Origin of the sequence: Halotia branconii CENA392, from assembly GCF_029953635.1 — a bacterium.
In the GTDB taxonomy this organism is placed as follows: domain Bacteria; phylum Cyanobacteriota; class Cyanobacteriia; order Cyanobacteriales; family Nostocaceae; genus Halotia; species Halotia branconii.
Genome location: NZ_CP124543.1, coordinates 975,270 through 1,001,456, shown reverse-complemented (window position 1 = coordinate 1,001,456; position 26,187 = coordinate 975,270). Strand labels below are relative to the sequence as shown.

The following is a 26,187-nucleotide window of genomic DNA, read 5'->3' as shown; positions in this document are numbered from 1 at the left end:
CTAAAATTTAAAATCATGGTATGGCAACAAAACAAGAAGTCAAAAGATATCTAGCCTACTGGTTTCAGTTAGGAAAAAGAGTAATAACAAACAATGGTAAGGCAAGCTTTTTGCCCCAATCAGTGTTCCAAGGCGATGGTTATAGCGATGAATTTGAACAGTGTTGGCAAAAAATTCTTTTGCCGGAATCTGGTGACTGTTACCTAGAAGGTACTCATGAAACCCTTGCCGAACTGTTGATGCCAACATGGGAACTAGCGCCTTGCAGTCGTTGCAGTATGCCAGTAGCTATGCGGAACGTAGGGATGCCGGCTTTGTTGTGTCCTTGCAACGATTTACCCAATTGGCCTAACACCGAACTGCCAGCACCAAGAAATCCAGTTAATACCAAAGAACAATTATCGGTCATTCGCGATCGCTTGGCGAATGCCCAGTCATCTCCAAATACCTGAGTTTAAGAATAATAAAAAACTTCATCCCGCAAGTGGGATGAAGTTTTCGGACATAGAACACTTGTACTTAATTTAGCCGAAGTATAGGGAATAGGGCATGGCGCATGGTGAGACAGCGCTGCGGGAGGGTTTCCCTCCGCAGGCGACTGCGAACCCGAAGGGGGCATAGGGAAGAAGTAATCAGTTATCACTGTTAACTGATAATTAATTTAACCATCCACGAAGGGATGGAGTTTCCCGCCACTGTTAATGAAAATAAAGAAAGCAGGGTAGCACATACCCTGCTTTGTGTTGCTTATATAACTCGTAGTTAAACCAATTTCAAATCAGGATACTCAGCCAAAACATCGTCAGATGTTAAGGTATCACCTTCAGCTTGAGGAGTCCAAAGAACTTCTATGGCCAGAAGTTGCTCACTGGACATACCACCTATTTGTCGCAAGGCTTGACGTAAGTCATCAGCACTGTTGATTGTTGGTATTTCAAATTTGCCTAGTGTAGCTGCTAATAAAGTAACAATTAGATACTCTCCAGGACCTTCGGCAATTAAACTAGTTGGATTATCGATTTCACCAGCGCTCGGTAAAGCATCTTTTTTTAGAGCCGCTTTGAGCTGATTATTGACATTAGAAAGAGTTTCTTCGCTAAATTTGCTCCGTTCTGCCAATGAAAGACGGTTAAATTGAGATTCTGCTGAATTTAACTTCGCTTGTTGTGTACCACCACCTGCATATACCCAGTATTCTGGATGGCGCAGCAAAGCTAGGCTAGCTTCTTGCAAAACTTCTGCTCTGCCTTGTGGAGAATTGGTATCGGCAGTTTCAGCAATTTGGTTAAGTTCAGTTTGCAAATCACGAGCTTGAGCTAATAAACCAACTTGCAAACGAGTCACAGAAACAGAAGGATTGCTGCTATAGCCTACTTCTCCTTCGCCACTGCCGACACGGCGGAAGGTTTGTACTAAAAAGTTAGCGATCGCCAAGAAAATTAAGATACTGAACAGACCACCAAAGCCTCCTCCAATACCCCAGAAGGGAATTAAAAAAGGAAAGCCAAAACCACCGCCAGGATAGTATCCTCCACCACCACGAGGCGCATAAGTACGCGGTGTATAGGTACGGCTAGAAGGCGCTCTAAAGGAACCGCCGCCGATTCTACCACCACTACCACGGGCAAATGCTCCATCGGCATGACTCAGCACTAAGCCTAAAACTAGACTTAGAACAAAGAAAGTTTTTAACAGCGGTTTGATTGTTTGTTGTAGTTTTTTACGCATAGCACAGTCGCTTGAAAAATTGTATTGCTAATGGTTGCTCCCCCTGTTGGCAAAAATGTTTCGGGGTGTGGGTTGTATTAGCCCGCAACAAGTCAGCGAGATTTTGATTGATTGTAGCTTTTTGTAAAATTCATCTTTAATGGCTACATATCCAATTTACCGCGTCTGATCTTGGTTAGACAGCAAGCAAAGGGGGGATTTCTGTAGTAGATAACCGTACCTGAGAACGTATTCTTGATCAAGGGAACTTTGGAATCAATTAATTATTTATGTCTGAGGATACTTACTTAACTACCTAATTGCATAAATTTTGGGGCATTTTAAGCTTATCCCACTCCTGGAAGGGGCGGAATTTCGTGTCAGTGGTCAGTTGTCAACTATTCCCTTGCACCTCCGGTAAAAGTGCTAACAAAACTATTATCCCGTTATAGTTACATTAGATGTAAGTTAGATTGAGGCTCTAGCGATCGCAATACCTGTTCGCCAGTAATTTAAGTAACTTCGCTTAGTTTTACAGCCAGAAATCTTTCTGGCGCTTCTTATTGTTAAAAAGCTACTCAAGTAAGGAGACTCTTATCGCTACATCGTTCAGGAGTTTCTAAAATGTAATTCTCTTCAGCACAAAGTTGACATAATTCTGCAAAAGCATCTGCGAGGGAAGAGGCTTTTTGTTGTTGATACCAAGCCATGAAGTATTGAAAAAATTTATGTTCTACAATCGCAGCAACTAAATTTATACTGCTTGAAGATTAATTGAGGTTCTGAGGTAATAGTATCAATTACCTCTGGCAGTTTTTCTTGTGCTTCGGCAAGTTTTCAGTTCATTTGTTTTAAACGTTGGACTGCTGATTATAACTTAACGTAACTTCAGACATTGCTTGGCATAGATCCAGATAATCTTGATTAAGTTTATGTTGTGATTATTCAATTGCTGAATTACTATTCCTTAGTGATTATCTCACTATATTCAGTCACAGCATCATATTGGTCAGCCCTTAGTGCATATTTTGCTAACAAATCCAAATCCAAATCAGGCAATAAAGTACTTTTAGGAACTTTTATATAGCTATCAACTTGCAGACAATAAACTGATAATAAACCATCTTCGCAAAACCAAACTTCAGGTACTCGCAAACGTTGATAAATTTGTAGCTTATTAATTCCACCACTCGTGACAGTTATTTCCACAATTAAATCAGGAATAGATTTTTTTGTGCCTAAATTATAAGACTCATCTGGTTCTCGCCGAGTTTTGTCTTCTTGTTTACCTATAGTTGCACTTCCCCGTCCATAAAAGCGGATATTCTTTGCCCGCATATAAACTTCCAGCAACATCGCCAGAGTTTTTTTGTTATCCTCATGGTCGTCAGAAAGTGGGGACATAATTTCAAGAATCCCATCTAAATAAGTTAGTCGTGCGCTTGTTCCTGTAAGGGCGACATCAAGCTGTTCTAACTGTTCCCAACTGACATTGTATAGAAGAACGTAAGAAGTATTAGAGGTCGAAGGTTTTTCCAAGACAAGGGGAGACATAAATTAAACCAGAGAGTGGCTTGTTTCTATCATAGAACTGAGATGAGATAAATCCAGATAATCTTGATTAAGCTATTTATTCAGATTCTATTAGTTTAGGTTACTTTTTCTGTATCTAGCTAAATACTCAAAACTGCTAACTCAGCACTTACTACTCTAGCCGCCAAATTTTGATGGTTTTGTCACGACTACCACTGCAAGTTGTCATTTGTTGGCCGAGATTTTGTAACCCTTTAAAGCTTAATATTATTTATGCCACAATTGAGGAAAATACTATATATACCAATGCACAGCAAGCTATAACTTGTTTAATAGTTTGTCAAATGTTGTCTAACTACTATTGTGATATCCGGTTGTTTAGATTCGATGACAAAACTGGAGATATCTATATTTTGGCAAGTGAGGACATACAAATTATCGTACCCTCTCATGAACCTTGGAGGTTTGTAGATGAAACCGAACTTTGAAGAGATGAATGTACCTGAGTTGAGAAAATATGTATTAGAACACCGCGATGATCTAGAAGCTATGCGTGTGCTGTTTCATCATCCTAGTTTGAAATGGAAAATTATGCCTCCGCTTGCTACAGTAGATGGAATACAAGTAGAGGAAAATATTCGCACAGTTGAGGAAGCGATTAAACAGAGAATTGACGCGGGAAATAGCGACGATAAATAAAAAGTTACCCAGATAGTTTAGGTTAGTTGTTCTGTATCTAGCTAAATATTCAAAACAGCGAACTCAGTACGGGCTAAACGCCCCGCTACCGCTAACGCTACTCTAGCCGCCAAATTTTGATGGTTTCGTCACTACTACCACTAACAAGGGTTTTGCCATCTGGACTGATGGCGACGGAATTAACCGGATCAGAATGCCCTGTGAAGGTGCGGATTTGCTCTCCTGTTTCTAAATTCCACAGTTTAATGGTTTCGTCACTACTACCACTGACAAGGGTTTTGCTATCTGGGCTAATGGCGACGGAATTAACCGATTCAGAATGTCCTGTGAAAGTGCGGATTTGCTCTCCTGTTTCTAAATTCCACAGTTTGATGGTTTCGTCACTACTACCACTGACAAGGGTTTTGCCATCTGGGCTAATGGCGACGGAATTAACCGATTCAGAATGTCCTGTGAAAGTGCGGATTTGCTCTCCTGTTTCTAAATTCCACAGTTTGATGGTTTCGTCACTACTACCACTGACAAGGGTTTTGCCATCTGGGCTGATGGCGACGGAATTAATCCAGGAGGAATGCCCTATGAAAGTGCGGATTTGCTTTCCTGTTTCCAGATTCCATAGTTTGATGGTCTTGTCATTGCTATTATTAGCATTATTAAGAGTAAAGGAGAAACTACCACTACCACTAGCAAGGGTTTTGCCATCTGGGCTAAAGGTGACGGAATTAACCGAGTCAGAATGCCCTATGAAAGTGCGGATTTGCTTTCCTGTTTCCAGATTCCATAGTTTGATGGTCTTGTCATTATCACGTTTACCAAGAATATCAATTACACCATTACTAGCAAGGGTTTTACCATCTGGGCTGATGGTAAAGGTCTTAACTGGGCTGGAATGCCTTATTAAAGTGCGGATTTGCTCTCCTGTTGCCAAATTCCATAGTTTGATGGTTCCGTCACCACTACCACTGACAAGGGTTTTACCATTAGGGCTTATAGCGACGGAACCAACCCAGTAAGAATGCCCTGTTAGAGTTCTTTTTAAGAAAACATCGCTATCTTTGTTAGCAATTAGAGATACGGGATTAGTTGGAAATAAGCCATAGCGAACATAGCCAACGAACTGGGTTAACACTAATCCCCCCAGAGTAATAGCCACACCCGCAAGTAATCTTTGTTGCCGTGCTTTTAGTTTTAACGTGAGTTTTACTGGTAACTTTGTCGGTGCTACTGGCGTTGGTATCGGAGGTTGAGAAGGTACTATAACAGGTGGTAAAGCTTGCGCTGGAATCCCTGATTGAGTTGGGGGTATTGAAGGTGGTGGGGGATTTAAATCTTGTAAGACTTCCTCAGTTGACTGATAACGCTGCTGGTATTCTTTTTGTAGCAATTTATCCAGCATTTCCCCCAATTCTTGACTGACTGGTTGTGGTAAATGCTGTCTCCAATTAGCAACCCAAGTGTAACCTTGCTGTAGGAAAAGTGGATAAGGGTGAATTCCACTCAACAGGTGAAAGCAAGTTGCACCCACACTATATAAATCACTGGCTGGGTAAGCTTCACCATCCTGCATCTGTTCCAACGGTGCATAACCAAAGGAAGCAATTTTTGTTCCTGGACGAGGCATTACCGTCATTGTCAGTTGCTTAGATGCACCAAAGTCAATTAGCACCAACTTGCCATCACTGCGACGAATGATATTCTCTGGCTTGATATCGCGGTGAATGACTTTGTGTTGATGAACTGTTTTGAGAATATATAACAAATCGAGCAATAATTCTCTGGTTTTTTGCTCGTTAAAAAGTCCCTGCTTTTTTAATTCATCTAATAAATTTTGCCCGTTGATAAATTGCTGTACCAAATACAGGCGAGTATCTTCTTCAAAGTACGCCAACAATGTCGGAATTTGTGAATGTTCTCCTAGTTGTTGCAGTCGCTTTGCTTCTTGCTCAAATAATTCTGTGGCTTTGTTGAGTGATGCTGTTCCTTGTACTTGCGGTGCAAATTGCTTGATGACACAATGCTCATTTAGTTTGTCTATATCTTCTGCCAAATAAGTTTTACCAAATCCCCCACCACCTAATGATTTAATCGGGCGATAGTGGTTTCTCAACACGACTAACCCTGTACCACAGTTAGAGCAAAACATTGTGCCATCAGGGTTGGGCGGATTGTGGCAAGCTGAGTTCAGGCAGCAGGTCATAAACTACGCTTCTGTGGGGAAATGTATTTATTATCGCTTAAACACAATCCACTCTTGGTAGAAACCGCAAAATTAACGCTTATTATTACTCATATCACAATTGAGGAACAGATGATAAATCTAACAAATGAACAAGCACAAGCCTGTGTGCGTGTCTGCCAAATGTGATCAAATAGCTTTAGAAATGTCCAACTATTCCGTTAGATAACTAAACAGGAGTTGTGTTTATTTTTGCAAGCTTTGATACTTAGTTATTTTAATAGATCAGCACCTCCTCGTTGGGGCTGCTGTGAAGGCGTTGATGGACTGGGACTGGGAACTTGAGTATTTGGAGAACTGGGATTAAAGATATTAACTAAAACTTGTACTAAAGCGTTTCTTTGCTGACGAGTCAGGTTTTTGATGGCGGTGCGATCGCCTGCGATCGGATTTTGTTGTAATGTATCATTACCTGGATAGGTGGTGTCATACATAATTTCATTGACACCCAGGTAATCAGCCAAAGTCAGCTTCCAATCTAAGCGATAAATCGGGGAACGTCCTTTTATATAGATGTGATAACGAATTAGACGACTTGCTAAGGTGTTATTGTCGGCAACTTTCCCCGAATCTTTACGGTTATACTTATTTTCCTTGGGTAAGTCGGGCAATTGCTGATACACTTGCTGCCAAACGTCTCCAGGACTTACTCTTTGAGCTAGGGCTGATGAAATGCCAAGTAAATTTGTTGGCATTAATTTACCCACTCCTAAACCTAAAACAAGTACACTCACCACCATTAAGACAGTGAGTGCCTGCCAAGGCTGGAGTAAGACTTGAATGAACGATGATTTTTTGCTCATCCTACCTTCTCTAAAGCCATTTTTTACTTACGCCACGCGGGTCAGTTGTCAATAGTCAGTTGTCAGTTGTTTTTTATCTGGTTTAATACTCCAGTGGCCTTAAAAACATGTGATTGAAAAGTTCTCTGGTAAGAGTATCCTCCCATTAGACTTTTCTCTTTACCACTGACTACTAACCACACTTTAACTACCGCGTAGCGCTGCACTGAACCTGTTAAATTATCGAAACTCAGGCATCGCTGACCACTGACAAAATTTTATAATTCGCCAATAATTTCGGGTTGAGTTAGTTCATCAGACATTTCGATAATTGCCCTCAGTACTGGCTTCATCATTACATCTTCCGCAGGATTATCAAAGTCTTCGTAACGCCGACGTTTGGCACGATTTGCCACCTGAACTGTGATGCGATAACGATTTGAGGCTGCACCAATCAAATCTTCGGCACGATGCATAATTTGAGACTGAGTGGTCTCGAACTTAGAACGCTTTAGCATATTCAGTGGTTGTTGTGGTTATTCCCCAGTTTAGCAGTACTAGTCAAGAAGAAGCAGGGGGACAGCACTTCGACACTTAGACTACGCGGTAGTTGAGCGCACTTGTACTGAGCGAAGTCGAAGTAGTCGAAACTCAATGCACCGCTGATACCTTTTCACTTTAAAGTTGATACATTTGGGCAAGCTGGGGAAGCAGCACTTCGGCTACGCGGTAGTTGAGTTTCGGCTACGCTCAACTGCCGCGCAGCGCCGCACTGAGCCTGTCGAAGTGTCGAAACTCAGTGACCAAAGGCAGGGGGAGTAAGAAAAGTAATTTGTATCAATAATTTCGTGAAATGGTATGACAACTGACAACTGACAACTGACCCGTGTAGCGTAAATAAATCTACTGCTGTATGCTCAACTGCAACTAACCTTTCTCTTAATAGAAGTTGCTAAAGCGGCGAAACTTGTAGAAACTCTCAAAAGTCCTGATTTTCTGACAGTTTTTGCACCTACTGATGAAGCTTTTGCTCAACTACCACACTGGAGTTTAGATTCTCTACTGCAAGACATCCATAAGTTGAAAAAGATATTGATGTATCATGTTGCTTTTGGTGATGTCAGATCTGAAGCTTTAATTAATAATCCTGTCGCACACCACCTACAACTGGTTTAACATCAGAAAATGGATCAGTACCGCCAGCCCAGTTAAAGTCACTAATCCGGATGCTGATACCGCCTAATTCCAACACCGGATTGTAACGCAAGGTAAGACCATAAGTGCGGCGGCTGTATTCTAAAATGTAGTCGGTACTACTTTCTTCACCTGTATCCAAGTTAACTGATGTTTGAAAGCCTAAGCGTAATGGCCCGTAAATTTGTTGGGAAATTCCAGCACTTAAAACTCGATTATCTACAGAACGATCAAACAAAAAGGGCGATAAGCCATTGTTTACGCCTTGGGAATAAATAACATTAAAAGCCGTGTAGTCTAAAAAGGGGCGAGAAAAATGACCCACCTGTCCTACCAAGCCAACTCTACCAGTTAGAGTGGTTTGGTTGTCTCCATTAGTGTAATAACTACTAGTGGCTGTAACACCAGCTACAGCTTGCAAGTAAGGAACTACAGGATTAGCTGTGTATTTTAATCCCTCAGTCGGTGTAGGTGGTAGTGGTTTACCCTGCCACAACAATACACCAGTACTGAGGTCAGCGCTGGCTTGTAAGCGACCTAGGGAGATGCGATTGTTTTCCCGGTTGACTTCTAGCAAGTCTTGGCGGTCGGTGTTGGCGTTGATATATTGAGCGCCTGCTTGATAGCTGAGGTTAACACCACTATTACCTAAAGGAATGACTGGAGAGATAATTACACCACCCAGACTACTCTGGACAGTTTGAAAACCGAGAGTACCGTTATAAAGGCGATCGCGGTAGCTGTATTCTAAATTCAAGATGTGGGGATTGATATCGCCTAGTTGTTGGCGCAATCGCAAACTTGCCCGTAAATTTTCATCTAATTTATTTAAATTTAAACTGGTCAATTCCCCAGAACCTCGGAGTGAAGCTCGTGGACTCAAAACAGCACTTAGTTTTGTTTTGACACCAAATAGCGAGGATATATCACTTGTGCCTTCTTGCACAGCTTTCTGCACAAAAAACTGGGGTGTAATTGTCCAGCGGGTTTGTTCTGTATCTACTGGTGTAAAGCCGCGTTCTACAAACAAACCACCCCGTTTATCTCCGTCAAAACCAGGGGAGACGAGCGCAGGTGTAACTTCTCTTTCGCGACGGTCAATAATCTGCTGATCTACTGGAATCGGGATAGTGATCCCCTGATCAAATACTAAACGCTGGCGCTCTGTCTTGATGCGGTCTACTAACGGTGCTTCCCGCGTCAGAGTTACTTTATCTGCTCGCAGTTCTAGTTCTGGCGGCGAAAACGGGTCATTAGTCAGCCGCACATCCCTAGCTTGCCAGCCGCGCGGGTAAAATTCAATTCGTGCAGCCTCAAACCGTACTCGCTTGACTACACCCCCTGCTTTGGGTGATGCAAGGTTTCTCGCATCTGGCCTACCACCTAACACAAAATCAACTCCTCCCGGACTACTGACACCAGTAGTAGGCTGATTAGCCCGAATGCGATCGCTTGGAGGACGCTGGGGTACACTACCTGCTGTGACATCATTAGGTGAGAAAGCAAAGTCTGTTTGGGCTGAGGGGATATTAATCTCTCCCCTACCATTTTCTAATTCTCCACTGTCTTGGACAAAGTTATAGGTAAAACGTTGTCCTCGTAATACCTGATCGCCCCTTGTCAAGGCTACGTTACCTTCCCCAACGGCAATTAAATTGTCTAAATTTACTTGCAAGCGATCGGCATCTATGACTGCCCCATCAAAGCGCACTATCACATTACCTTGTGCTGTGACAATTCGCCGTTGTTCGTCATATACCTGCTGATCTGATGTGACTTCTACAACTCTCATTCTGGCTGGAGGCGTAGGGGCAGGTGCGGGTGCAGTTTGTTGAGTTGAGTTAAACTCTATAGTAGAAGGCGTTGCAGATGTGTTTATCGGGCTGCGAGACTTAAATTGTATAGTATTTCTTACTGGTTGAGAACTTGGTGAATAATCAGCAGTAGATACAGAAATATTGATTTTTCCGGAAGCCTGTTGTGCTGTTGGAGCTAATTTTTCAGCTAAGACTGGCGTTTTGGTTGGTAATGAGTTTCTACTGTTTGTGAGGCTGGGAACAATAGGTAAATTTGAATTACTGCCGTCATCAGAATTAGAGGCTTGGGGATAGCCCACTACCTGGGGTTGCCCCAAATTGGCAGCACTCCTAGAGACGTTGACAGGAGGAAATTCTGGAGGGAGGGTTTCTAGAGAGTTAGGTGCTACTGAGTTATTTCTAGTAGCTTCAGTGGTAGTTAGTAGCCGCACACTTGGTATTTGTGGCGTTTCCTTTTGTGTATGGGCTTTTGTTAAATTTTCTGAAGTACTACTTTCAGTTCCTACGACAGAAGGAAACTGAAGATTACTAGCAAATGAGATAGAATTTGCAGTTTGTACAGGTTCGGTAACGGGAAGCAGTGCGGGCGGTGGAACTGAATGCAGCATATCTAGGAACAATCAAGCTAGCAAATAGCCAATTGATAGCCGGAAGGAGGAATTTACACTTTTAGCCTTCCGATTTTGCTTTTTGCTTACAAGCAGCAAACCGCCCGGAAGAAAACACTGCGTTGCAAAGAGTCATCAGCAACTGCCGTCCCGTTGAAACAAGTGTTCTTAAGTCTGGTGTTTTTCGCCTACCGGCAGTCGCGGATAATTATCGGGAATTACTCTGCATCCCGACGACCGGGGTTACGAGCTGGGTCATTTGACAAAAATCCGAAGATAAAGATACTCACGAAGAAAGCAACAACAATATAAACAGCGATTTTTAAAGTCACCATAGAAATATCTCCAAGGGTTATGAGAAACAGAGCTTTTCTGTTGGTATCCGCCATGCAGAAAAAGATAGTTCCTTTATATTACCCAAATCTCGTCCCTTTTTTAGATGACTCTGGTCAAAGTGGAGAACCTTTGGCTACTTAACTAGATACAGTTCAATCACAAAGTACCTTTTGTTTGCAAACACGCGATCGCAAATCAGCAATACAGTAGCTTGGTAAGAAAACCGTGCTGCATTTAAAAGACAGGGATGCGAGTTTACGCAAGTTGGGCTATATGATTTGTCTGCTCTTGTAGATGCACCTGAAAAGGTCGTTTTTAGCTGTTTAATTTGGTGACGTTCACTAACAACAACAAGTTTCCAGTTGCACCGACTTCTTAGAGTTTTTCAGTCAGAAGATGTGACTAAATCCTTGGCAATTCGGCTTTTGATCACTCGCGCAGGCGCGCCTACAGCAACAGAAAAGGGAGGAATATCTTTATTGACAACGGCTCCAGCGCCAATAACACTGCCTTGACCGATAGTAACACCATCTAATACTGTTACTCCATGCCCTAACCAACAATCATCTTCAATCACAATGCCCTTGCGAGTAATACCTTGATATTTGATTGGCTTTAGTGGATCTGTAAAATTATGTTGGTTAGCATATATGCCAGAGTGGGCTGCTATCATACAACGTTTACCAATTTTGATGTTTCCAGGCCCAGCAATACAGACATCGGTTCCGATAAAGGTTTCTTCACTAATATGTATGTAAGTGTTTTCCATACACCCGATATCAACGTTACGCTCAATGGCAACTCCATTATCTAGATACACCCGATTATTTTGGTGTCCTTTGGCATCAATACGCACACCCTTAAAAAGGTATACTCCCTTGCCTATTTCAATACAGTCAGCGCTAATAAATTCAACACCATTTTGAATATAAACTGGGTTGCCCATCCGAGCAAAAATTCTGCGATATATCAAATTTCGCAACTTTGGGCCTAAAGCAATGGTAGGAATATCTCCTAACAAAGTGACTACTAATAGTTCTTGTAAGCGCTGCCATTTTGAGGAGTATCGCTTGTTATTCATGGCTGAATATGTCTCAAATGAATTGTTGTTGACAGTATTGAATATCTGTTATTTCTGGTAGTAGTGCTTATCCTGCTATCAATTTAAGAATTTAGTTTTCAGGAATACAAAGTTTTCCAAATTTACCTGCACATCAATCGTCTTGGCCGACAAAAAACTTTGTCCCAGTGTTTCAATATCAAAGTAATGATATTGATATTTTTTCGGGATGCATTCCCAAACTAATACTTTAGTGAGTTACAGCGTCTAGCCTCAGAATTTAAAAAATTGGGTGTTAGAGACAAAATGATATGAATAGCTGGATGCACGGTCAATACAGTTGTTGAGCCTCAAGCTATTTCCTATCAATAAAGTTGAGTTTTTTCTTTTTCAAAAACCCAATTTCACGATGTTTTCAACATTCCTACATTTTTATGGAAAGATCTCAAATTATGAGGAGAATTTATTCTATCCACCAAAATGTGATTATTGTTTAATTATTTTGAGTATTTTATCTAAGTAAAACTCCATTAGGGTGGAGTATCGCCAACTTCAGCCATCACATTAAAATTCACCATCGGTGCAAACAAGTAAGCACTTCCTCGACTGCGATGACGACTTTCTTGCAACGAATTTCTAGAGTATGCTGCTCTAACCATGTTGCACACCGATGATTTACATACCAACCAAGTCACAATTATAACTACATTAATGTTTTTTAATAATAGTTGTTTATAACGATAACACATTTTCCTTTTAGTGGTTCACTCTGAAGAAGTAAGTTTACTTCTATTTTGTTTATATATAAAATTTACGATTAAGCCAACATTATTACTTTTGTAATCTTGATTGTCAAATATTTTATCTTCATGCTAAAAAATATACATTACCAAGTTGGAAATTGGCAAGTTTTAGATTAATTGATATATATTAAACATCTACAAGAAACACAATTGATAATTTATCATTATCTAGGCTTATACATCCGGAAGCTATTCAAGTTACTCTAAAATAGTAAAGGAATTATTTGCTACATTATTTAAAGTAAAAATGATATCTGCGATACTTTTTACAACTGAGGTTTTTAAACAACCAACAAAGTTAAAAGGTTTTTATCACTGCCTATAATCCAAAATGTGTCAATCACCCGATCAGGTGATCCAAATGGGTGATGTGTTTTGGTATCTATTCATTATAAATTATTGACAAAATCTACACACACAACAGCTAACTCGTACACAAAGGCATCACTGTTAACTCACACACTTGGTTTAAGATTATGGTTTTAATTAAAGAAATTGTTCAACAAGCTTTAACTACTGGCTACTTGAGCGTGGCAGACCAAAACCAGATACAAGTGCTACTGCAAACAAGTTACGACTCAGAAGACCTAGATGCCTATATCATTTTGCAGCGAGCTGTTGTGGCTGGTGATGTTAAAGAAGAATCGCGTACTCGCAAAACTTTTCGTTCTTCCCATAATAAAGATACTACATCTAATATCAAACTTGCTTATCAAATGGCAGCAGAGATGGCTTTTGCAGCAGCTATGGCTCTGACTATGCCTCAAGATCAACCTTCTTTGGGTGCATAGATTGTCTATGGAAAAAGCGCCCTCCTGTCAAAGAATAAAACAGGGGGGCAGGGGAAGAAGAGAAGCAGCACTTCGGCTATGCGGTAGTTGAGCGCACTTGTACTGAGTTTAGCCTGAGCGTAGCCGAAGGGCGAAGTCGAAGTAGTCGAAACTCAGTGACCGGAGGCAGGGGGAGAAAGAGTTTGAGCCTTATTTACTTTAATATTTACATAGTTTGGTTTTATTTCACCGACTTACTTATCAATTACATGTCCTTGAGAATCAAGTACTGATTGGTTGAAGTTGAACCAATTCAGGTTGAATGCTATATATTTCTCTAAAGTTTTATTAAGCTAACTGCTGCACAAATTGTGTGTGTTCTGAGGAATTTAACCCTTGTTGCAACACTGCTAAAACTTTAGTCATATCTCCTGTAATTAACGAGTTAATCGATAACCATAAACCAGGAAATACTTGACTCTTAATAATACCGTTTGCATCTGCCACAAGTGGTAAGTATTCACCATTTTGTAAATAGAACCAGTCAAGTTTGTTCTCTAAAACTTGCCAGACAATATACTCTTGTACGCCATTGCGGCGGTAGGCGCGTTTTTTGTCATACAAATCAATAGATGCACTACTGGCTGCTACTTCCGCTACTAATTCCGGTGCGCCTTCTACATAGTCATCTTCACTAATTTGTGCTTGTCCTCTTGCTGGTTTATCTATCAACAGCAAAACATCAGGTTGTGGTTCATTGTCTAAATCCAAACGAACGGTAGCATTGTCGCCTAGCGCTACGCCTGGAGTGCAAACTTGATAAACTCCCAACCAAGTAATTAACTGTCCATGAGGTTGTCCATGACTTCTAAAACGTAGAGGTGATGCCAAGTAGACGACTCCTTCTATTAGTTCTGCTTTTTTAATATGAGGCATTGCTGTATAGCGGCGCTCAAATTCGTGACGGTTTAAGCGATCGCCACTTTCTAAAGGAGGAATCAAAGCGTTATTATTGAAGCCATGTTTCACAGAATCAGCCATATCTCAGAAAGAGTTGTAGCTTGCATTTAACATCTTAGTGTCTTTGTGACTTAGTGGTGATGATTTTTGAACCACCAAGACACTAAGACACTAAGGAAAATCTATAGTTCTCTGACTAAGGGTTTGCCGTCTTTAACTTCGCCAATTAAAACCAAGTTTACACAGTTGACGAAGATGCCATTTTCTAAGACTCCTGGAATATTATTTAATGTTTTTTCCAGGTTAACTGGGTCGTCAATTGAATCAAATCTAACATCTACAACCATGTTGCCTTGATCGGTGATGACTGGCCCAGCTTTTTTTACACCCATGCGGAGTTCTGGTTTTCCGCCAAGTTTTTTAATTGCATTGATCACGGGGGTAATAGCCATTGGGATCACTTCTACTGGTACGGCGAAACTTGATCCCAGACGATCAACTAACTTACCGCTATCAACCACAACGATAAATTGTTCTGCCAAGTAATCGACTACTTTTTCGCGGGTATGTGCTGCACCACCACCTTTGATGAGATTTTTTTGGGGATCAACTTCATCAGCGCCATCGATCGCAATATCAATGTGGTCAATAGCGTCTAAGGTGGTAAGAGGAACACCGTACTGCTTGGCCAAAACTTCTGATTGAAAAGAAGTAGGGATGCCCACGATATCTTTAATTTCACCAGACTTGAGGCGATCGCCCAAAAACTGAATTGTATAAGCTGTGGTTGAGCCTGTACCCAAACCGACTATTGAACCTGACTTTACCAGGGCGGCGGCGGCTTTGCCAACTTCTTGCTTCATCAACTTTACTGGGTCTGCTGCTGCGGTCATGCCCAAATCTGCTCCATAAAACTTCTAAAATGAACATAACCTAAAGTTACGTACATTTTTCGCTTTACTGGATGTTAACCGCGCTGTTGCAATGAAAGTTGCGATCGCTTGTCAATTTCTGGCCAGTTGACTACATTCCACCAATTATCTAAATATTCACCGCGACGGTTGCGATAGCGCAGATAATAGGCATGTTCCCAAACATCGTTACCCATGATTGGATATGCACCATCTGTAATTGGGCTATCTTGATTTGCTGTGGTGGTGATTTGGAGTTTACCTTGGGGGTTACGTACTAGCCACACCCAACCACTACCGAAGCGATCGCCACCTGCTGCATTAAATTGTTTTTTAAAGTCATCAAAACTGCCAAAGGTTTGGTTAATTTCTTTAGCGATCGCTCCTTTTGGTTCTCCACCACCTTGAGGACTCATAATCTGCCAAAACATTGTATGGTTGACGTGTCCACCGCCGTTATTGCGTACCTTTGTGCGAATATCCTCTGGCACACTGTTTAAATCTTTCAACAAAGCTTCAACACTTTTTTTTCGCAGATTTGGATAATTTTTTAAAGCGTCATTCAGTTTACTGACATAGCTTGCATGGTGCGCGTCATGATGCAATTTCATTGTTTCAGCATCAATTGCTTTTCCTAGTACCCCATAATCGTAAGGTAATGGCGGTAGCTTGGCTGGGTTAGCACTTAATTCATTTTGAGTCGAAGCTACAGGAGGACGCGATTCAGTAGGAGTCGGAGTTACTGTGGGAGATTGAGAACCAGCTAATGGTACTGGTTGACAAGAAACTAGTAGAATCCCCAATACGACTGTAAATAGAAAAGCAGTTACTTTTTGTCTAATTTTTGTGATCAACATTGGCTGTGTATTAAATTTTTGCTGAAATTATAAAAATTTTACTATTGTTTAACGAGCAGACAAAAATATATAGGACTCCTATTTGATTTTTGAACAAGATTCAGTACATTGTCTTGAAAAGTTCTGCGCCCGGAAACCGAGACGCACAACGCCAGTTCTCTCAAGTCGGCAAAGCCACCCACGAGACTGGCTTGACTTTTCGCTTTATCCCTTCTTGGCTATTCCCTGCGATGCACTGAGCGTAGCCGAAGTGTTCCCTACCTCTACGAGTGATTTACCAAATCAAACCGGATTACTATATTTTGTCAAACTTATTACGTAGTCAGTCGATAAATAACCAAAGACTTGATACAGGCAACTAATCAAGTGAGGATTTATGTCTAATATAATAGTTGCTCGTTTTATTTACTATATATATGATCTAATCAGATGATGATTTCTTCTTTTAAGAATTAACCTCAAAAATTAGGAAGCTACAATATTTTTTGCTTAGAATTGAGAATTTAGTTCAAATGTCAGTCTACTTTAATACAGGAACATATATTCATCACCTAGTTTTTAATATACTTCTTTGGACATACAACCTTAAATGACAAGCAAAACTATCGGCAGAGATAGGATAAATCTTATTCTGTTAAATATATAATTGGAACGTTGAGCATACTATATTTTGAACAAGCTACGGAGATCTTGTATTACTTTGTCTTCCTGCTTACGGTGACTGCTAGACTCTGTCAAAAATATTTTGACAAACATAAAACAGTAATTATAGTCAGCAGTTATCCGAAATATAAAGTATTTTCATCTCTGGTATCTGATTCTTTCTTATTGCTATTTAGCAAGTAGCAATTGATTGTTACTGTTCACCATTAAAAATTATCTCTTGATCACAACATTAAGGCGGTAAAAATATATAATATTCAAGGATAAATAATATGTTTATTAAACAAACACTAGAAAAAAACTTAACAGTCAACAGAAATACTCTTCAAGCAAATCGAAGTGATGTTAAACAAGAGCAAGTACAAGTTGATGTTTCAAATGTTCCTGATGTATTAGTATCTTTGGCTCCTGTTGGTTTACTTTCCAGTTGGGTGATTTTTTTTCTGATTTTACGCAAAATTCGGACGGTTTTAGATAATAAGATGGTTTTTGAAGTTAAAGGATTACATAAAGTCCCTTGCAGAAACTGTCAATTTTATTCAAATAATAATTATCTTAAGTGTGCAGTCAAACCTGATATTGTGATGACTGAAGAGGCTCAAGATTGCTCTGAATATTCACCCAAAAAAGGTGACTTTTCGGCAAAAAAGTTTTTTAAATAGATATCAATGATTTTAAAACGCCCTAAAATTGTAATCAATTAAAACTTACGCACTGGTGACGAAAACTAAGCCTTTGCGATTATTTCTCTACGAGATGCTCCGCCTTAAGCGTAGCTATGCCGTCAGCTCACGGTCTCTGGCAAACAAAGACACATCCAGTTCCTCTTCTAAAGTAGCAATAGCATAACTAATTGCTAGCTGGGTAAGCTCCAATTCCAAGGCTACTTCACTAAAGTTGCCACAATCTGCAACTGCGACTACGGCTCTAAGTTGGGAGAGTTTTATAGGCAATTGATCAAATAAAATTGATACAGATTTCTCTTTCCCTATCTGCCTCAATAAATAGATAAGTTTCCTTAATCCATACATTCCGGATAATACTGGTGTAAGCGAGTGTATGTATAAAAAGGGAACTATAAAGTTAAAGTATTATGATTAACCAGATTACCGCTTTAGAGTCTTGCTGGCATATTTCTCCGCCTTGGGGTCAAGTCATGCCACCACTGGTAGTTCAAATGCATGAGAAAGTTTTTTTATCAGGTTCTGATTTGTCAGGCTATTGCTGTGGTGTGCATTGGGAAGCGCAAGAGTGGATATACGCGATTGTTTGCTTTGGTGAAACACTCTACTTGCCAAGACGAGAATTTTATGCAACCAATTTATGGGAAAATGCCACTGTTTCTATTCCAGCTTTCAAATTGGGGGATGTAGTTGAAGTTGATTTTAGTGAACAGCCGACACGTCGGATTATCCAAGGTATTTTTAGCCTCAAAAACAATTGGCTTTATGCTGTAGATTGGCGTTCTCCTATTCTAGAAGAAGGGACATTAGCCCCAAGCCGAACTATATGGCTTGCTGATGTTGATTTAGTAAGTGTAGATGTATAGGAATCGGGTTTGATTTTTCAATTAGTAGAGGCAGAGAACACTTCGGCTACGCTCAGTGCATTGCAGGGAACAGTTCAATAAAAGCAATTCTTGCTTAGGCAGCCTCAATTTCCGAAATTATTTGACTTCCAAGTTCCTAGGTTAAAGAAATATATATCTAAAAACAGTGTTAATGCGATTGAAGTTTTGAGAAGGTACTAATATTTGAGTCAGTCAACTATCTATAGTGCCTTACAAACATCTATGACACCAGATGCGATCGCGACTCTTGGGGCAAGTATATCTAATTACTGGATAGCTTCTGTATTATCTACACCCATTAAAGATCCTGTACCGGTTTTTTTGATGATTCTGGGGATTATGCTAATCGCACCCCTGCTATTTGAGAAAGTCCGTTTACCTGGGATTGTGGGATTAATTTTGGCAGGCGTTGTGGTTGGGCCAAATGGATTTGGATTATTAGCACGAGATAGTACTATTGTACTTTTGGGTACGGTAGGCTTGTTATTTCTCATGTTCATGGCAGGTCTAGAAACTAGCTTAGATGACCTGAAATATAACGCTGATAAAGCGCTGATTTTTGGGTTTGCGACTTTTCTAGTGCCGATGGCATTGGGTACGGGAGCAATGTTAGCCATTGGTTATAGCCCATTGGCAGCCGTTTTAGTTGCTTCGTGTTTTGCCTCCCACACTCTACTAGCTTTGCCTGTAGCCAGTAAATTAGGCATCATGCGTTCTCAGGTCTTAACTACGACTTTAGGAGGCACTTTAATCACCAATATTCTGGCACTTTTAGTTTTAGCAGTGGTGGTGAGAGCGCATCAAGGTAGTTTGACCTTGAGTTTTTGGTTATTCATGATTCCCTCACTGACTATCTACACATTTTTGATTTTGTGGGGTTTACCTCGTTTAGGACGCTGGTTTTTTCAGCGCTTTGGACATGATGAGGGAGCAGAATTTACTTTTGTATTGGCTACCTTGTTTGTAGTGTCTTATGGGGCAGAATTAGTGCAAATTGAGCCGATTATTGGGGCTTTTTTAGCGGGAGTTGCGATTACTCAATTGATTCCCCAACTGAGTCCTTTGATGAATCGGATTCAATTTATTGGAAATACGCTATTTGTGCCATTTTTCTTGATTTCTGTAGGGATGTTAGTTAATCCCGGCATTTTAATTCAAGAACCGCGATCGCTGGTAGTGTCAGGTGTAATGGTGGCTGTGGCAATAATTGCCAAGTACATCCCTGCTTGGGGATCTGGCAAGTTATTTGGATTCAACTTTGACAATATTATGGTGATGTTTGGGCTATCAGTAGCTCAGGCGGCATCTACTCTGGCTGCGATCACCGTTGCTTATAATATCAAGCTAGTTGACCAATTAACAGTAAATGGCACGATCGCCATGATCTTAGTTACCTGTATTGCTTCTCCTTGGGTAACAAGTCAGTGGGGAAAAAAACTTAAGCCAGAAGTTAGTACCCAAAGCCATCCAGGAGGACATCTAGGCGATCGCGTATTAGTTCCAGTTGCTAACCCCAGTACAGAAGATAATTTATTACAGTTAGCAATTTTGCTGGCTAAATCAGCAAATGGGACTTTGTTACCACTTCACATTTTACTTGAAAAAGGTGATCCTATTTCCCCAGAGGCTAAAGCTAAGCAAAGCCAATTACTCTCAACCGCAGAAATGATTGCCCATGCAGCTGTGGCAAATGTTACCCCAATTGATCGAATTGATGAATCGATTGATAAGGGTATTGCCCGTGTGGCAGAAGAAAAGCAAGTGAGTTTGGTTGTTTGTGGTTGGAAAGGTTACTCCAGTTATCAAGAAAACTTATTTGGCGGTGTCATTGATAAAATTGTCCAACGCAGTTCTGTACCTGTTTTGGTAACTCGATTTCCCTTGCCAATTGAGCATACAACACGAGTATTTCTAGCTTTTACCACCCAACAAACTTATGCTAATTCTTTTGGACAAAGTATCCAACTAGCCAAAAGTCTGTCAACAGAACTTAAAGCATCCCTACAACTTTTACAAGTAGTTTCAGTTAGAGGTGCAACTGCCGTATTAACTGATATGGGATTACCAGAAGATACACCCATTCAACGGGTGCGAGGTAACTTTGTCCGGCAAGTTTCTCGGTTACTCAAACCCAACGATATACTACTTTTAAATGGAACTGTTGAGCATAAACATCAACTATTTTCGCTTTTAGGTCATGCACCAGAAGCGATCGCTCGAAGTCATCCGGAAATTGCCATGATTATTGCCTATTTTCCCCAATAGTGTTGTGGAGACGTGAGATTTTGCGTCTCCATAATCGTCTGATAATATTACTGAACCAGTAAATCATTAGTAGAGGATATATTCAACAGTTATCAGTTGTTACTGTTAACTGTTCACTGATTTAAAACTCCACGCATCTACTAATGTAAATGAATCATCCAATAACACCATCTTGCAACGAAGTCCGTACTACTTTCAAAAAAATTTGGGGTTACGAAGATTTCCGTCCGCCACAAGGAGAAATTGTCAATACTTTATTAGCCCAAAAAGACGCATTAATTATCATGCCAACAGGTGGCGGCAAATCGATTTGTTTTCAACTTCCTGCACTTCTGCAAACAGGATTAACTTTAGTAGTTTCACCTTTAGTAGCGCTGATGGAAAATCAAGTGCAGGAACTACTCCAGCATCATCAAAAAGCTGCACTTTTACATAGTGAATTGCCATCATCCCAACGTCGGACGACATTGCAAGCGTTGGAACGACAACAACTAAGATTACTTTATCTATCGCCAGAAACTTTACTAAGCACGCCAGTCTGGGAAAGATTATGTCACCCACAATTGCGTATTAACGGCATAATTTTAGATGAAGCTCATTGCCTTGTGCAGTGGGGAGATACATTTCGGCCAGCTTATCGCAGATTAGGGGCAGTGCGTCCTGCATTGCTCAAATCAAAACCACCAGGAACAAAAATTAGCATTGCTGCTTTTACTGCTACGGCTGATCCTCTAGCTCAAAAAATCATTTCTACAGTTTTACAACTACAGCAACCGGAGGTTTTTCGCCTTAATCCCTATCGTCCTAATCTGCATACCAGCGTCCGCATAGCTTGGACACCACGGAGTAGAAAACAGCAATTACTTCAATTTATTCAAAATAGACCGCAACAGCCAGGTTTGATCTATGTTCGCACAAGGCGAGATAGTGAAAATTTAGCCGCATGGTTAGCAGGTATGGGCTATGACACAGCTAGTTATCACGCTGGACTGGGTGCAACAGAACGCCGTGCAGTAGAAGCTAATTGGTTAGGTGGTAAAATTCCCTTTGTAGTTTGTACCTGTGCTTTTGGTATGGGGATTAATAAACCTGATGTTCGCTGGGTAATTCATTTTCACGCCCCGCATTTATTGTCTGAATATGTGCAAGAAATCGGACGGGCTGGGAGGGATGGAAAACCGGCTCAAGCACTGACATTGGTGAGTGAACCTACAGGGTGGTTAGATCCAGAGGATAAACAAAGACAGGAATTTTTTCAAGAGCAAATGCGATCGCAACAACAAATAGCGCAACAATTAGTCAAAAAACTACCAAAAACAGGAGAAGTTAATGCAGTCACAAAACAATTTCCTGATGGTGCTACAGCACTTGCTTTACTCCACAGCAGCGGTCAGTTAAACTGGCTTGACCCTTTTCATTACACCATCACATCAAAAATCAAAAATCAACCGACGACGCAATCACAAGCTGCTAAACAAATGCATCAATATCTAACTACTAAGCAGTGTCGTTGGCAATTTTTATTACATGCTTTTGGTTTTGACCGAGAAGCTGCTAACTGGCGGTGCGGACATTGTGATAATTGCCATTAAGTAAGTTTTTTAATTTTATCCATCCAGGTACAAACTTAATTTCACCATTAGGAATTAAGTACACTATGCCGAGATTTATACCATTTCACGAAATTATTGATACAAATTACTTTTCTTACTCCCCCTGCCTCCGGTCACTGAGTTTCGACTACTTCGACTTCGCCCTTCGGCTACGCTCAGGCTAAACTCAGTACAAGTGCGCTCAACTACCGCGCAGCCGAAGTGCTGCTTCCCCTGCTTGCTCAAATGTATCAACTTTAAAGTGAAACGGTATTAGAGGCTTCAAACTGCGGTGCTTTTAAACCACAAGTATCGCGGATGTCTTGGTGATCGCTTAAATTTCATCGGTGCGATCGCCTAAATTGAGGTATTTAAGCCAACCAGTTATATATAGTCAGTCCAGAAATATGACCAAAATGGGATTGATTGTTAGTAACAACAGCTATGTTATTAATTATTGCTGAAGCAGCGATCAAAATATCAGCATCCCCAATGGTAGTTCCTTTCTTTCTGAGTTCGGCATAGATATCAGATGCTTAGACAATTATCTCATCAGTTAAAGGAATAATAATATTGTTGGTACAAAATTTTTCAAACGCTCGAAGTTGTTTGTTAGCCCCTTTAGCTTTTAATCCTCGCAGAATTTCATAACGAGTAATAATAGAAAATGTAAACCTGCTGTGTTGAGTTAAATATGCTTGAGCTTTAGGAATAACAAGCGGATTTTGACGCATTATTGCTGACAGCGTATCGGTATCTAAAAGAACTTGCTCTTGACTCATTCTTCAGTTCTATCCGCAAAAAAATAATTTTGCTTTAAAGCAATTTCCTCAATTTCGTCAATATCTGTTTCTGATAGTCCCTCATAAACCTCAACTGCTAGTTGTAACATTTCTTTAGGAGTAACAGGATTAGTGTCAATTATTAGTTGAACAGATTGCCCTTCAACCAATTCAAGTTTTTCTAGAGGGCGAAATACACCATTTTCATAGATAGCTCTTAAAGTTTGCATTTTGCTATTCGCCAGGTTACTTATTTAAATAACATTACACAATGATTTTAACTGCTGATACCATTTCACGAACTATTTGAAACAGATGATTGGTCTTTAATTCTTTCCCCCTGCTCCCCTGCTTGCCCAAATGTATCAACTTTAAAGTAAAACGGTATGACTCCTTGGTCTTTAAGTGAACCTAGACTAACTTTAGTGGTGTGATCGCTATATTCTATAAAATTAAATTGTTTCTAAATCATCTGCGATCGCCTTTATAGATTCTCCCATTTCTTGCCCAAATAGGGGCAATTTTATCAGCGCGATCGCCTCCTGTTCGTTGACGTTGTGTTTTAAATATTTTTGTTAAATCTTCAATGCGTTTTGCCAAGATAGTAGACATCTGGCGGGGAATAAATCAATAGAAATCATCAGCGATCGCCTGAATAGATTTTCCATCCCCGTTGGGCATGGGGCATTGGGGATAGTGAAAAGATTTATACAAACTTCTTCCTCTGCCCCCTGCTTGCCTTTCGTGCTACTTAAATGTGTAACAACTCAGGAGTCTGCGATGTCTGCGTAGACCAGCGATTAACGACTTTGCCAATCACTGACATATCTTGAACTAAGCGGTCAAATTTATCTGGGGTGAGAGATTGGGGGCCATCAGATAAAGCTTTGGCGGGATTGGGGTGTACTTCAATCATTAAAGCATCTGTACCAGCAGCGATCGCAGCCATTGCCATCGGTGGCACATATTCTGATCTACCAGTACCGTGGCTAGGATCGATCATAATTGGTAAATGGGTGAGCGATCGCAATACTGGCAGCACCGATAAATCTAAAGTATTCCGGGCATATTTACCATCAAAGGTTCTAATTCCCCGTTCGCAAAGAATTACATTTGGGTTTCCTGATGCCAAAATATACTCTGCTGCCATTAACCACTCGTCAATGGTGGCAGACATTCCCCGCTTCAGCAGTACAGGTTTATCTTGAGCGCCGACTTTCTTTAATAACGAAAAGTTGTGCATATTTCTAGCACCGATTTGGATGATATCAGCAACTCTTGCCACTGCTGGCAAATCAGCAGCATCCATCAGTTCTGTGATGATACCCAAACCTGTAGCTTCACGAGCTGCGGCTAATAAATCTAAAGCGCTTTCACCATAGCCTTGAAACGCATAAGGTGAGGTGCGGGGTTTGTAAGCTCCCCCACGGAGAAACTTGGCTCCTGCGGTTTTTACTCGCTTGGCTGTCTCTACAATCATCGTTTCATTTTCCACAGAACAAGGGCCAGCCACCACCACAATAGGATGATGTTCTCCGAAAGAAACGTGACCGCTAGGTGTAGATACAATAACCTCGCTAGCTTCTCCATGTCGAAACTCTCTACTAACTCGCTTGAAAGGTTTTTCTACTCGCAATACTTGTTCAATCCAAGGGCTAAACTCCTGAATTTGCAGCCGATCAAGAGTTGCAGTTTCACCAATCATTCCTAGAACAACTTTATGCTTGCCAATGCTTTTTTCTACTTTTACTTTCCAAGTATCACTTAATTCTTTGCTCAGACGAGTAATTTCCTCAGCAGGTGTACCAGTTTTAAGTACTACAATCATTTGATTTTTCCTTTGTTAGTTGTTAATTGTCAGTGGTCAGTTGTTAGTGGTCAGTGGTTAAGAATCGTGTAAAAATTCGGCGAGTTGCTCTAGTTTTGTCCAAGCCGCGCCGCTTCGTAGGACTTCTTTAGCTAGGACAATACCTTTGACGCAACCTGCTAAGATGTCTGTTTCGCCAGCGATCGCCTCACCAACTTGCAGGGCTAAGGCTGTATTTAAAGCGACTACATCTTGCTGTGCTTGAGTACCTTTTCCTTGCAGAATTGCCTTGAGGATTTCCGCATTTTCTTGGACATCTCCACCGTGCAACGCTGTAGTTGGTGCAGGACTCAAACCCAGTTCTTGAGGATTTAGTGTTAGACAGCGCACCTTTTTTTCTTGGAGGACAGCTAAATCAGTGATATCCGCCAAACCAGCCTCATCTAAACGTTCGCGTCCGTGGAGAGCGATCGCAGTTCGGCATCCCAACTGCGATAAAGCTTGAGCAATTTCTTCTATTAACAGCGGATCATTGACACCGATAATTTGCCCTGTCGGCCGCATAGGATTAACTAAAGGCCCCAGCAAATTAAAAATAGTCCGTACCTTCAAAGTTTTTCGCAAAGCAGCAACCGCCTTGAGTGCGGGATGCCAACCAGGAGCAAACAAAAAGGTAATGCCAATTTCCCCTACTGCTGCTTGCACTTTTTCAGAACTAGCATTGAGATTGACACCCAAAGCTTCCAACACATCAGCAGAACCAGTCTTACTAGATGCCGAACGATTACCATGCTTGGCAACTTTTACCCCAGCAGCCGCTGCTACAAAAGCTACAGCAGTGGAAATATTAAAAGTTGCAGCCCCATCTCCACCAGTTCCACAAGTGTCAATTAAGGGAAACGCAGACTGGGGAGTAGCAAAAGATTGAGATTGTAAGACACTAGCCATGCCGAATAATTCTTCAGCAGATACGCCTTTAGCTTGAATTGCCGCCAAAATTGCCCCTGAAAGAACGGGAGGAATAGCATCTATGAGCCAACCTTGCATTAAATCCGCAGCTTGAGTGCGAGTCAAAGATTGCCGAGCGAATAACTGTTGTAATAAACTTGGCCAGTCATAACCATCCAGAGTTAGAGAGACTTTGTCAGGTGGAATTTGAGTTGCAGTGATCATAATTAATAGTCAAATAAAATCCTCTGTCACCTCTTTACTCTGTGTTCTCTGCGCCTCTGCGG

Annotated in this window: 25 protein-coding genes and 2 pseudogenes; 9 read left to right on the top strand and 18 right to left on the bottom strand. The window is 40.9% G+C overall.

The window, feature by feature from the left end:
• Positions 1-20: 20 nt before the first annotated feature.
• Positions 21-452 (top strand): hypothetical protein, encoded by a 432-nt coding sequence (locus QI031_RS04510; protein WP_281484019.1) that lies wholly within the window; start codon positions 21-23, stop codon positions 450-452.
• A 310-nt stretch (positions 453-762) separates the two neighbouring features.
• Here QI031_RS04510 and QI031_RS04505 read toward each other — a convergent pair whose 3' ends face one another.
• Positions 763-1,728 (bottom strand): DUF1517 domain-containing protein, encoded by a 966-nt coding sequence (locus QI031_RS04505; protein ID WP_281484018.1) that lies wholly within the window; start codon positions 1,726-1,728, stop codon positions 763-765.
• A gap of 939 nt (positions 1,729-2,667) precedes the next feature.
• Positions 2,668-3,261, bottom strand: coding sequence for a Uma2 family endonuclease (locus tag QI031_RS04500; protein ID WP_281484017.1), 594 nt, complete (start codon positions 3,259-3,261; stop codon positions 2,668-2,670).
• Positions 3,262-3,434: 173 nt separating this feature from the next.
• On the opposite strand from QI031_RS04500, the gene QI031_RS31680 reads away from it, so the two are divergent.
• Both QI031_RS31680 and QI031_RS04495 read left to right on the top strand, forming a co-directional pair.
• Positions 3,435-3,728: a DUF6888 family protein gene (locus QI031_RS31680; protein ID WP_425526006.1), complete on the top strand. Its 294-nt coding sequence runs from the start codon at positions 3,435-3,437 to the stop codon at positions 3,726-3,728.
• Positions 3,712-3,939, top strand: a complete 228-nt coding sequence (locus QI031_RS04495) for a DUF6887 family protein (RefSeq protein WP_281484016.1) — start codon at positions 3,712-3,714, stop codon at positions 3,937-3,939. The genes QI031_RS31680 and QI031_RS04495 overlap by 17 nt, the downstream gene beginning before the upstream one ends.
• A gap of 97 nt (positions 3,940-4,036) precedes the next feature.
• Here QI031_RS04495 and QI031_RS04490 read toward each other — a convergent pair whose 3' ends face one another.
• The 3 genes from QI031_RS04490 to QI031_RS04480 form a co-directional block, all read right to left on the bottom strand.
• Positions 4,037-6,136 carry a protein kinase domain-containing protein gene (locus QI031_RS04490; protein WP_281484015.1) on the bottom strand — a complete coding sequence of 700 codons (2,100 nt, stop codon included), beginning with the start codon at positions 6,134-6,136 and terminating at the stop codon, positions 4,037-4,039.
• Positions 6,137-6,387: 251 nt separating this feature from the next.
• Positions 6,388-6,978, bottom strand: a complete 591-nt coding sequence (locus QI031_RS04485) for a hypothetical protein (RefSeq protein ID WP_281484014.1) — start codon at positions 6,976-6,978, stop codon at positions 6,388-6,390.
• Positions 6,979-7,235: 257 nt separating this feature from the next.
• Entirely contained in the window at positions 7,236-7,475 is a 240-nt protein-coding gene (locus QI031_RS04480) for a DNA-directed RNA polymerase subunit omega (protein ID WP_281484013.1), read from the bottom strand.
• A 388-nt stretch (positions 7,476-7,863) separates the two neighbouring features.
• Between QI031_RS04480 and QI031_RS04475 the strand changes: the two are divergent.
• Positions 7,864-8,094 (top strand): annotated as a pseudogene (locus QI031_RS04475) (fasciclin domain-containing protein); the annotation flags it as partial.
• Between the two features lies 1 nt (position 8,095).
• Here the strand turns inward: QI031_RS04475 and QI031_RS04470 are convergent.
• The 4 genes from QI031_RS04470 to QI031_RS04455 form a co-directional block, all read right to left on the bottom strand.
• Entirely contained in the window at positions 8,096-10,576 is a 2,481-nt protein-coding gene (locus QI031_RS04470; protein WP_281484012.1) for a DUF3769 domain-containing protein, read from the bottom strand.
• 218 nt (positions 10,577-10,794) lie between these two features.
• Positions 10,795-10,911 (bottom strand): photosystem II reaction center protein I, encoded by a 117-nt coding sequence (locus QI031_RS04465; protein ID WP_281484011.1) that lies wholly within the window; start codon positions 10,909-10,911, stop codon positions 10,795-10,797.
• Between the two features lie 386 nt (positions 10,912-11,297).
• Complete coding sequence (locus QI031_RS04460; protein WP_281484010.1) at positions 11,298-11,993, bottom strand: acyltransferase; 696 nt, start codon at positions 11,991-11,993, stop codon at positions 11,298-11,300.
• 509 nt (positions 11,994-12,502) lie between these two features.
• Positions 12,503-12,631: a hypothetical protein gene (locus QI031_RS04455; protein WP_281484009.1), complete on the bottom strand. Its 129-nt coding sequence runs from the start codon at positions 12,629-12,631 to the stop codon at positions 12,503-12,505.
• Positions 12,632-13,251: 620 nt separating this feature from the next.
• Here QI031_RS04455 and QI031_RS04450 point away from each other — a divergent pair.
• Complete coding sequence (locus QI031_RS04450) at positions 13,252-13,566, top strand: hypothetical protein (protein WP_281484008.1); 315 nt, start codon at positions 13,252-13,254, stop codon at positions 13,564-13,566.
• Between the two features lie 327 nt (positions 13,567-13,893).
• On the opposite strand, the gene QI031_RS04445 is transcribed toward QI031_RS04450, so the two are convergent.
• The 3 genes from QI031_RS04445 to QI031_RS04435 form a co-directional block, all read right to left on the bottom strand.
• Positions 13,894-14,586, bottom strand: coding sequence for a Uma2 family endonuclease (locus QI031_RS04445; RefSeq protein WP_281484007.1), 693 nt, complete (start codon positions 14,584-14,586; stop codon positions 13,894-13,896).
• A 101-nt stretch (positions 14,587-14,687) separates the two neighbouring features.
• On the bottom strand, positions 14,688-15,398 hold the full coding sequence (gene rpiA / locus QI031_RS04440) for a ribose-5-phosphate isomerase RpiA (protein ID WP_281484006.1): 711 nt from the start codon (positions 15,396-15,398) through the stop codon (positions 14,688-14,690).
• Between the two features lie 74 nt (positions 15,399-15,472).
• Complete coding sequence (locus QI031_RS04435) at positions 15,473-16,273, bottom strand: superoxide dismutase (RefSeq protein ID WP_281484005.1); 801 nt, start codon at positions 16,271-16,273, stop codon at positions 15,473-15,475.
• Between the two features lie 935 nt (positions 16,274-17,208).
• Here QI031_RS04435 and QI031_RS04430 point away from each other — a divergent pair.
• Positions 17,209-17,598 carry a hypothetical protein gene (locus QI031_RS04430; protein ID WP_281484004.1) on the top strand — a complete coding sequence of 130 codons (390 nt, stop codon included), beginning with the start codon at positions 17,209-17,211 and terminating at the stop codon, positions 17,596-17,598.
• 129 nt (positions 17,599-17,727) lie between these two features.
• Here the strand turns inward: QI031_RS04430 and QI031_RS04425 are convergent.
• A pseudogene (locus QI031_RS04425) lies at positions 17,728-17,883 on the bottom strand (helix-turn-helix domain-containing protein); the annotation flags it as partial.
• Positions 17,884-18,029: 146 nt separating this feature from the next.
• On the opposite strand from QI031_RS04425, the gene QI031_RS04420 reads away from it, so the two are divergent.
• The 3 genes from QI031_RS04420 to QI031_RS04410 all read left to right on the top strand — a co-directional run bounded on the left by QI031_RS04420 (position 18,030) and on the right by QI031_RS04410 (position 22,363).
• Positions 18,030-18,485, top strand: coding sequence for a DUF1392 domain-containing protein (locus tag QI031_RS04420; protein ID WP_281484001.1), 456 nt, complete (start codon positions 18,030-18,032; stop codon positions 18,483-18,485).
• 243 nt (positions 18,486-18,728) lie between these two features.
• Positions 18,729-20,771: a cation:proton antiporter domain-containing protein gene (locus tag QI031_RS04415; RefSeq protein ID WP_281485929.1), complete on the top strand. Its 2,043-nt coding sequence runs from the start codon at positions 18,729-18,731 to the stop codon at positions 20,769-20,771.
• A gap of 149 nt (positions 20,772-20,920) precedes the next feature.
• Positions 20,921-22,363 carry a RecQ family ATP-dependent DNA helicase gene (locus QI031_RS04410; RefSeq protein WP_281484000.1) on the top strand — a complete coding sequence of 481 codons (1,443 nt, stop codon included), beginning with the start codon at positions 20,921-20,923 and terminating at the stop codon, positions 22,361-22,363.
• A 536-nt stretch (positions 22,364-22,899) separates the two neighbouring features.
• Here the strand turns inward: QI031_RS04410 and QI031_RS04405 are convergent.
• From QI031_RS04405 to trpD, 5 genes are all read right to left on the bottom strand, one after another.
• Complete coding sequence (locus QI031_RS04405) at positions 22,900-23,145, bottom strand: PIN domain-containing protein (protein ID WP_281483999.1); 246 nt, start codon at positions 23,143-23,145, stop codon at positions 22,900-22,902.
• Positions 23,142-23,375 carry an antitoxin family protein gene (locus QI031_RS04400; RefSeq protein WP_281483998.1) on the bottom strand — a complete coding sequence of 78 codons (234 nt, stop codon included), beginning with the start codon at positions 23,373-23,375 and terminating at the stop codon, positions 23,142-23,144. Before QI031_RS04400 ends, QI031_RS04405 begins: the two co-directional genes overlap by 4 nt.
• Positions 23,376-23,613: 238 nt before the next feature.
• Positions 23,614-23,757: a hypothetical protein gene (locus tag QI031_RS04395; protein WP_425526005.1), complete on the bottom strand. Its 144-nt coding sequence runs from the start codon at positions 23,755-23,757 to the stop codon at positions 23,614-23,616.
• 139 nt (positions 23,758-23,896) lie between these two features.
• Positions 23,897-24,973: a 3-deoxy-7-phosphoheptulonate synthase gene (aroF, locus tag QI031_RS04390; RefSeq protein WP_281483997.1), complete on the bottom strand. Its 1,077-nt coding sequence runs from the start codon at positions 24,971-24,973 to the stop codon at positions 23,897-23,899.
• Between the two features lie 57 nt (positions 24,974-25,030).
• The gene (gene trpD / locus QI031_RS04385; protein ID WP_281483996.1) at positions 25,031-26,125 is read right to left on the bottom strand and encodes an anthranilate phosphoribosyltransferase; all 1,095 of its coding nucleotides are present in this window, start codon (positions 26,123-26,125) and stop codon (positions 25,031-25,033) included.
• Positions 26,126-26,187 lie beyond the last annotated feature (62 nt).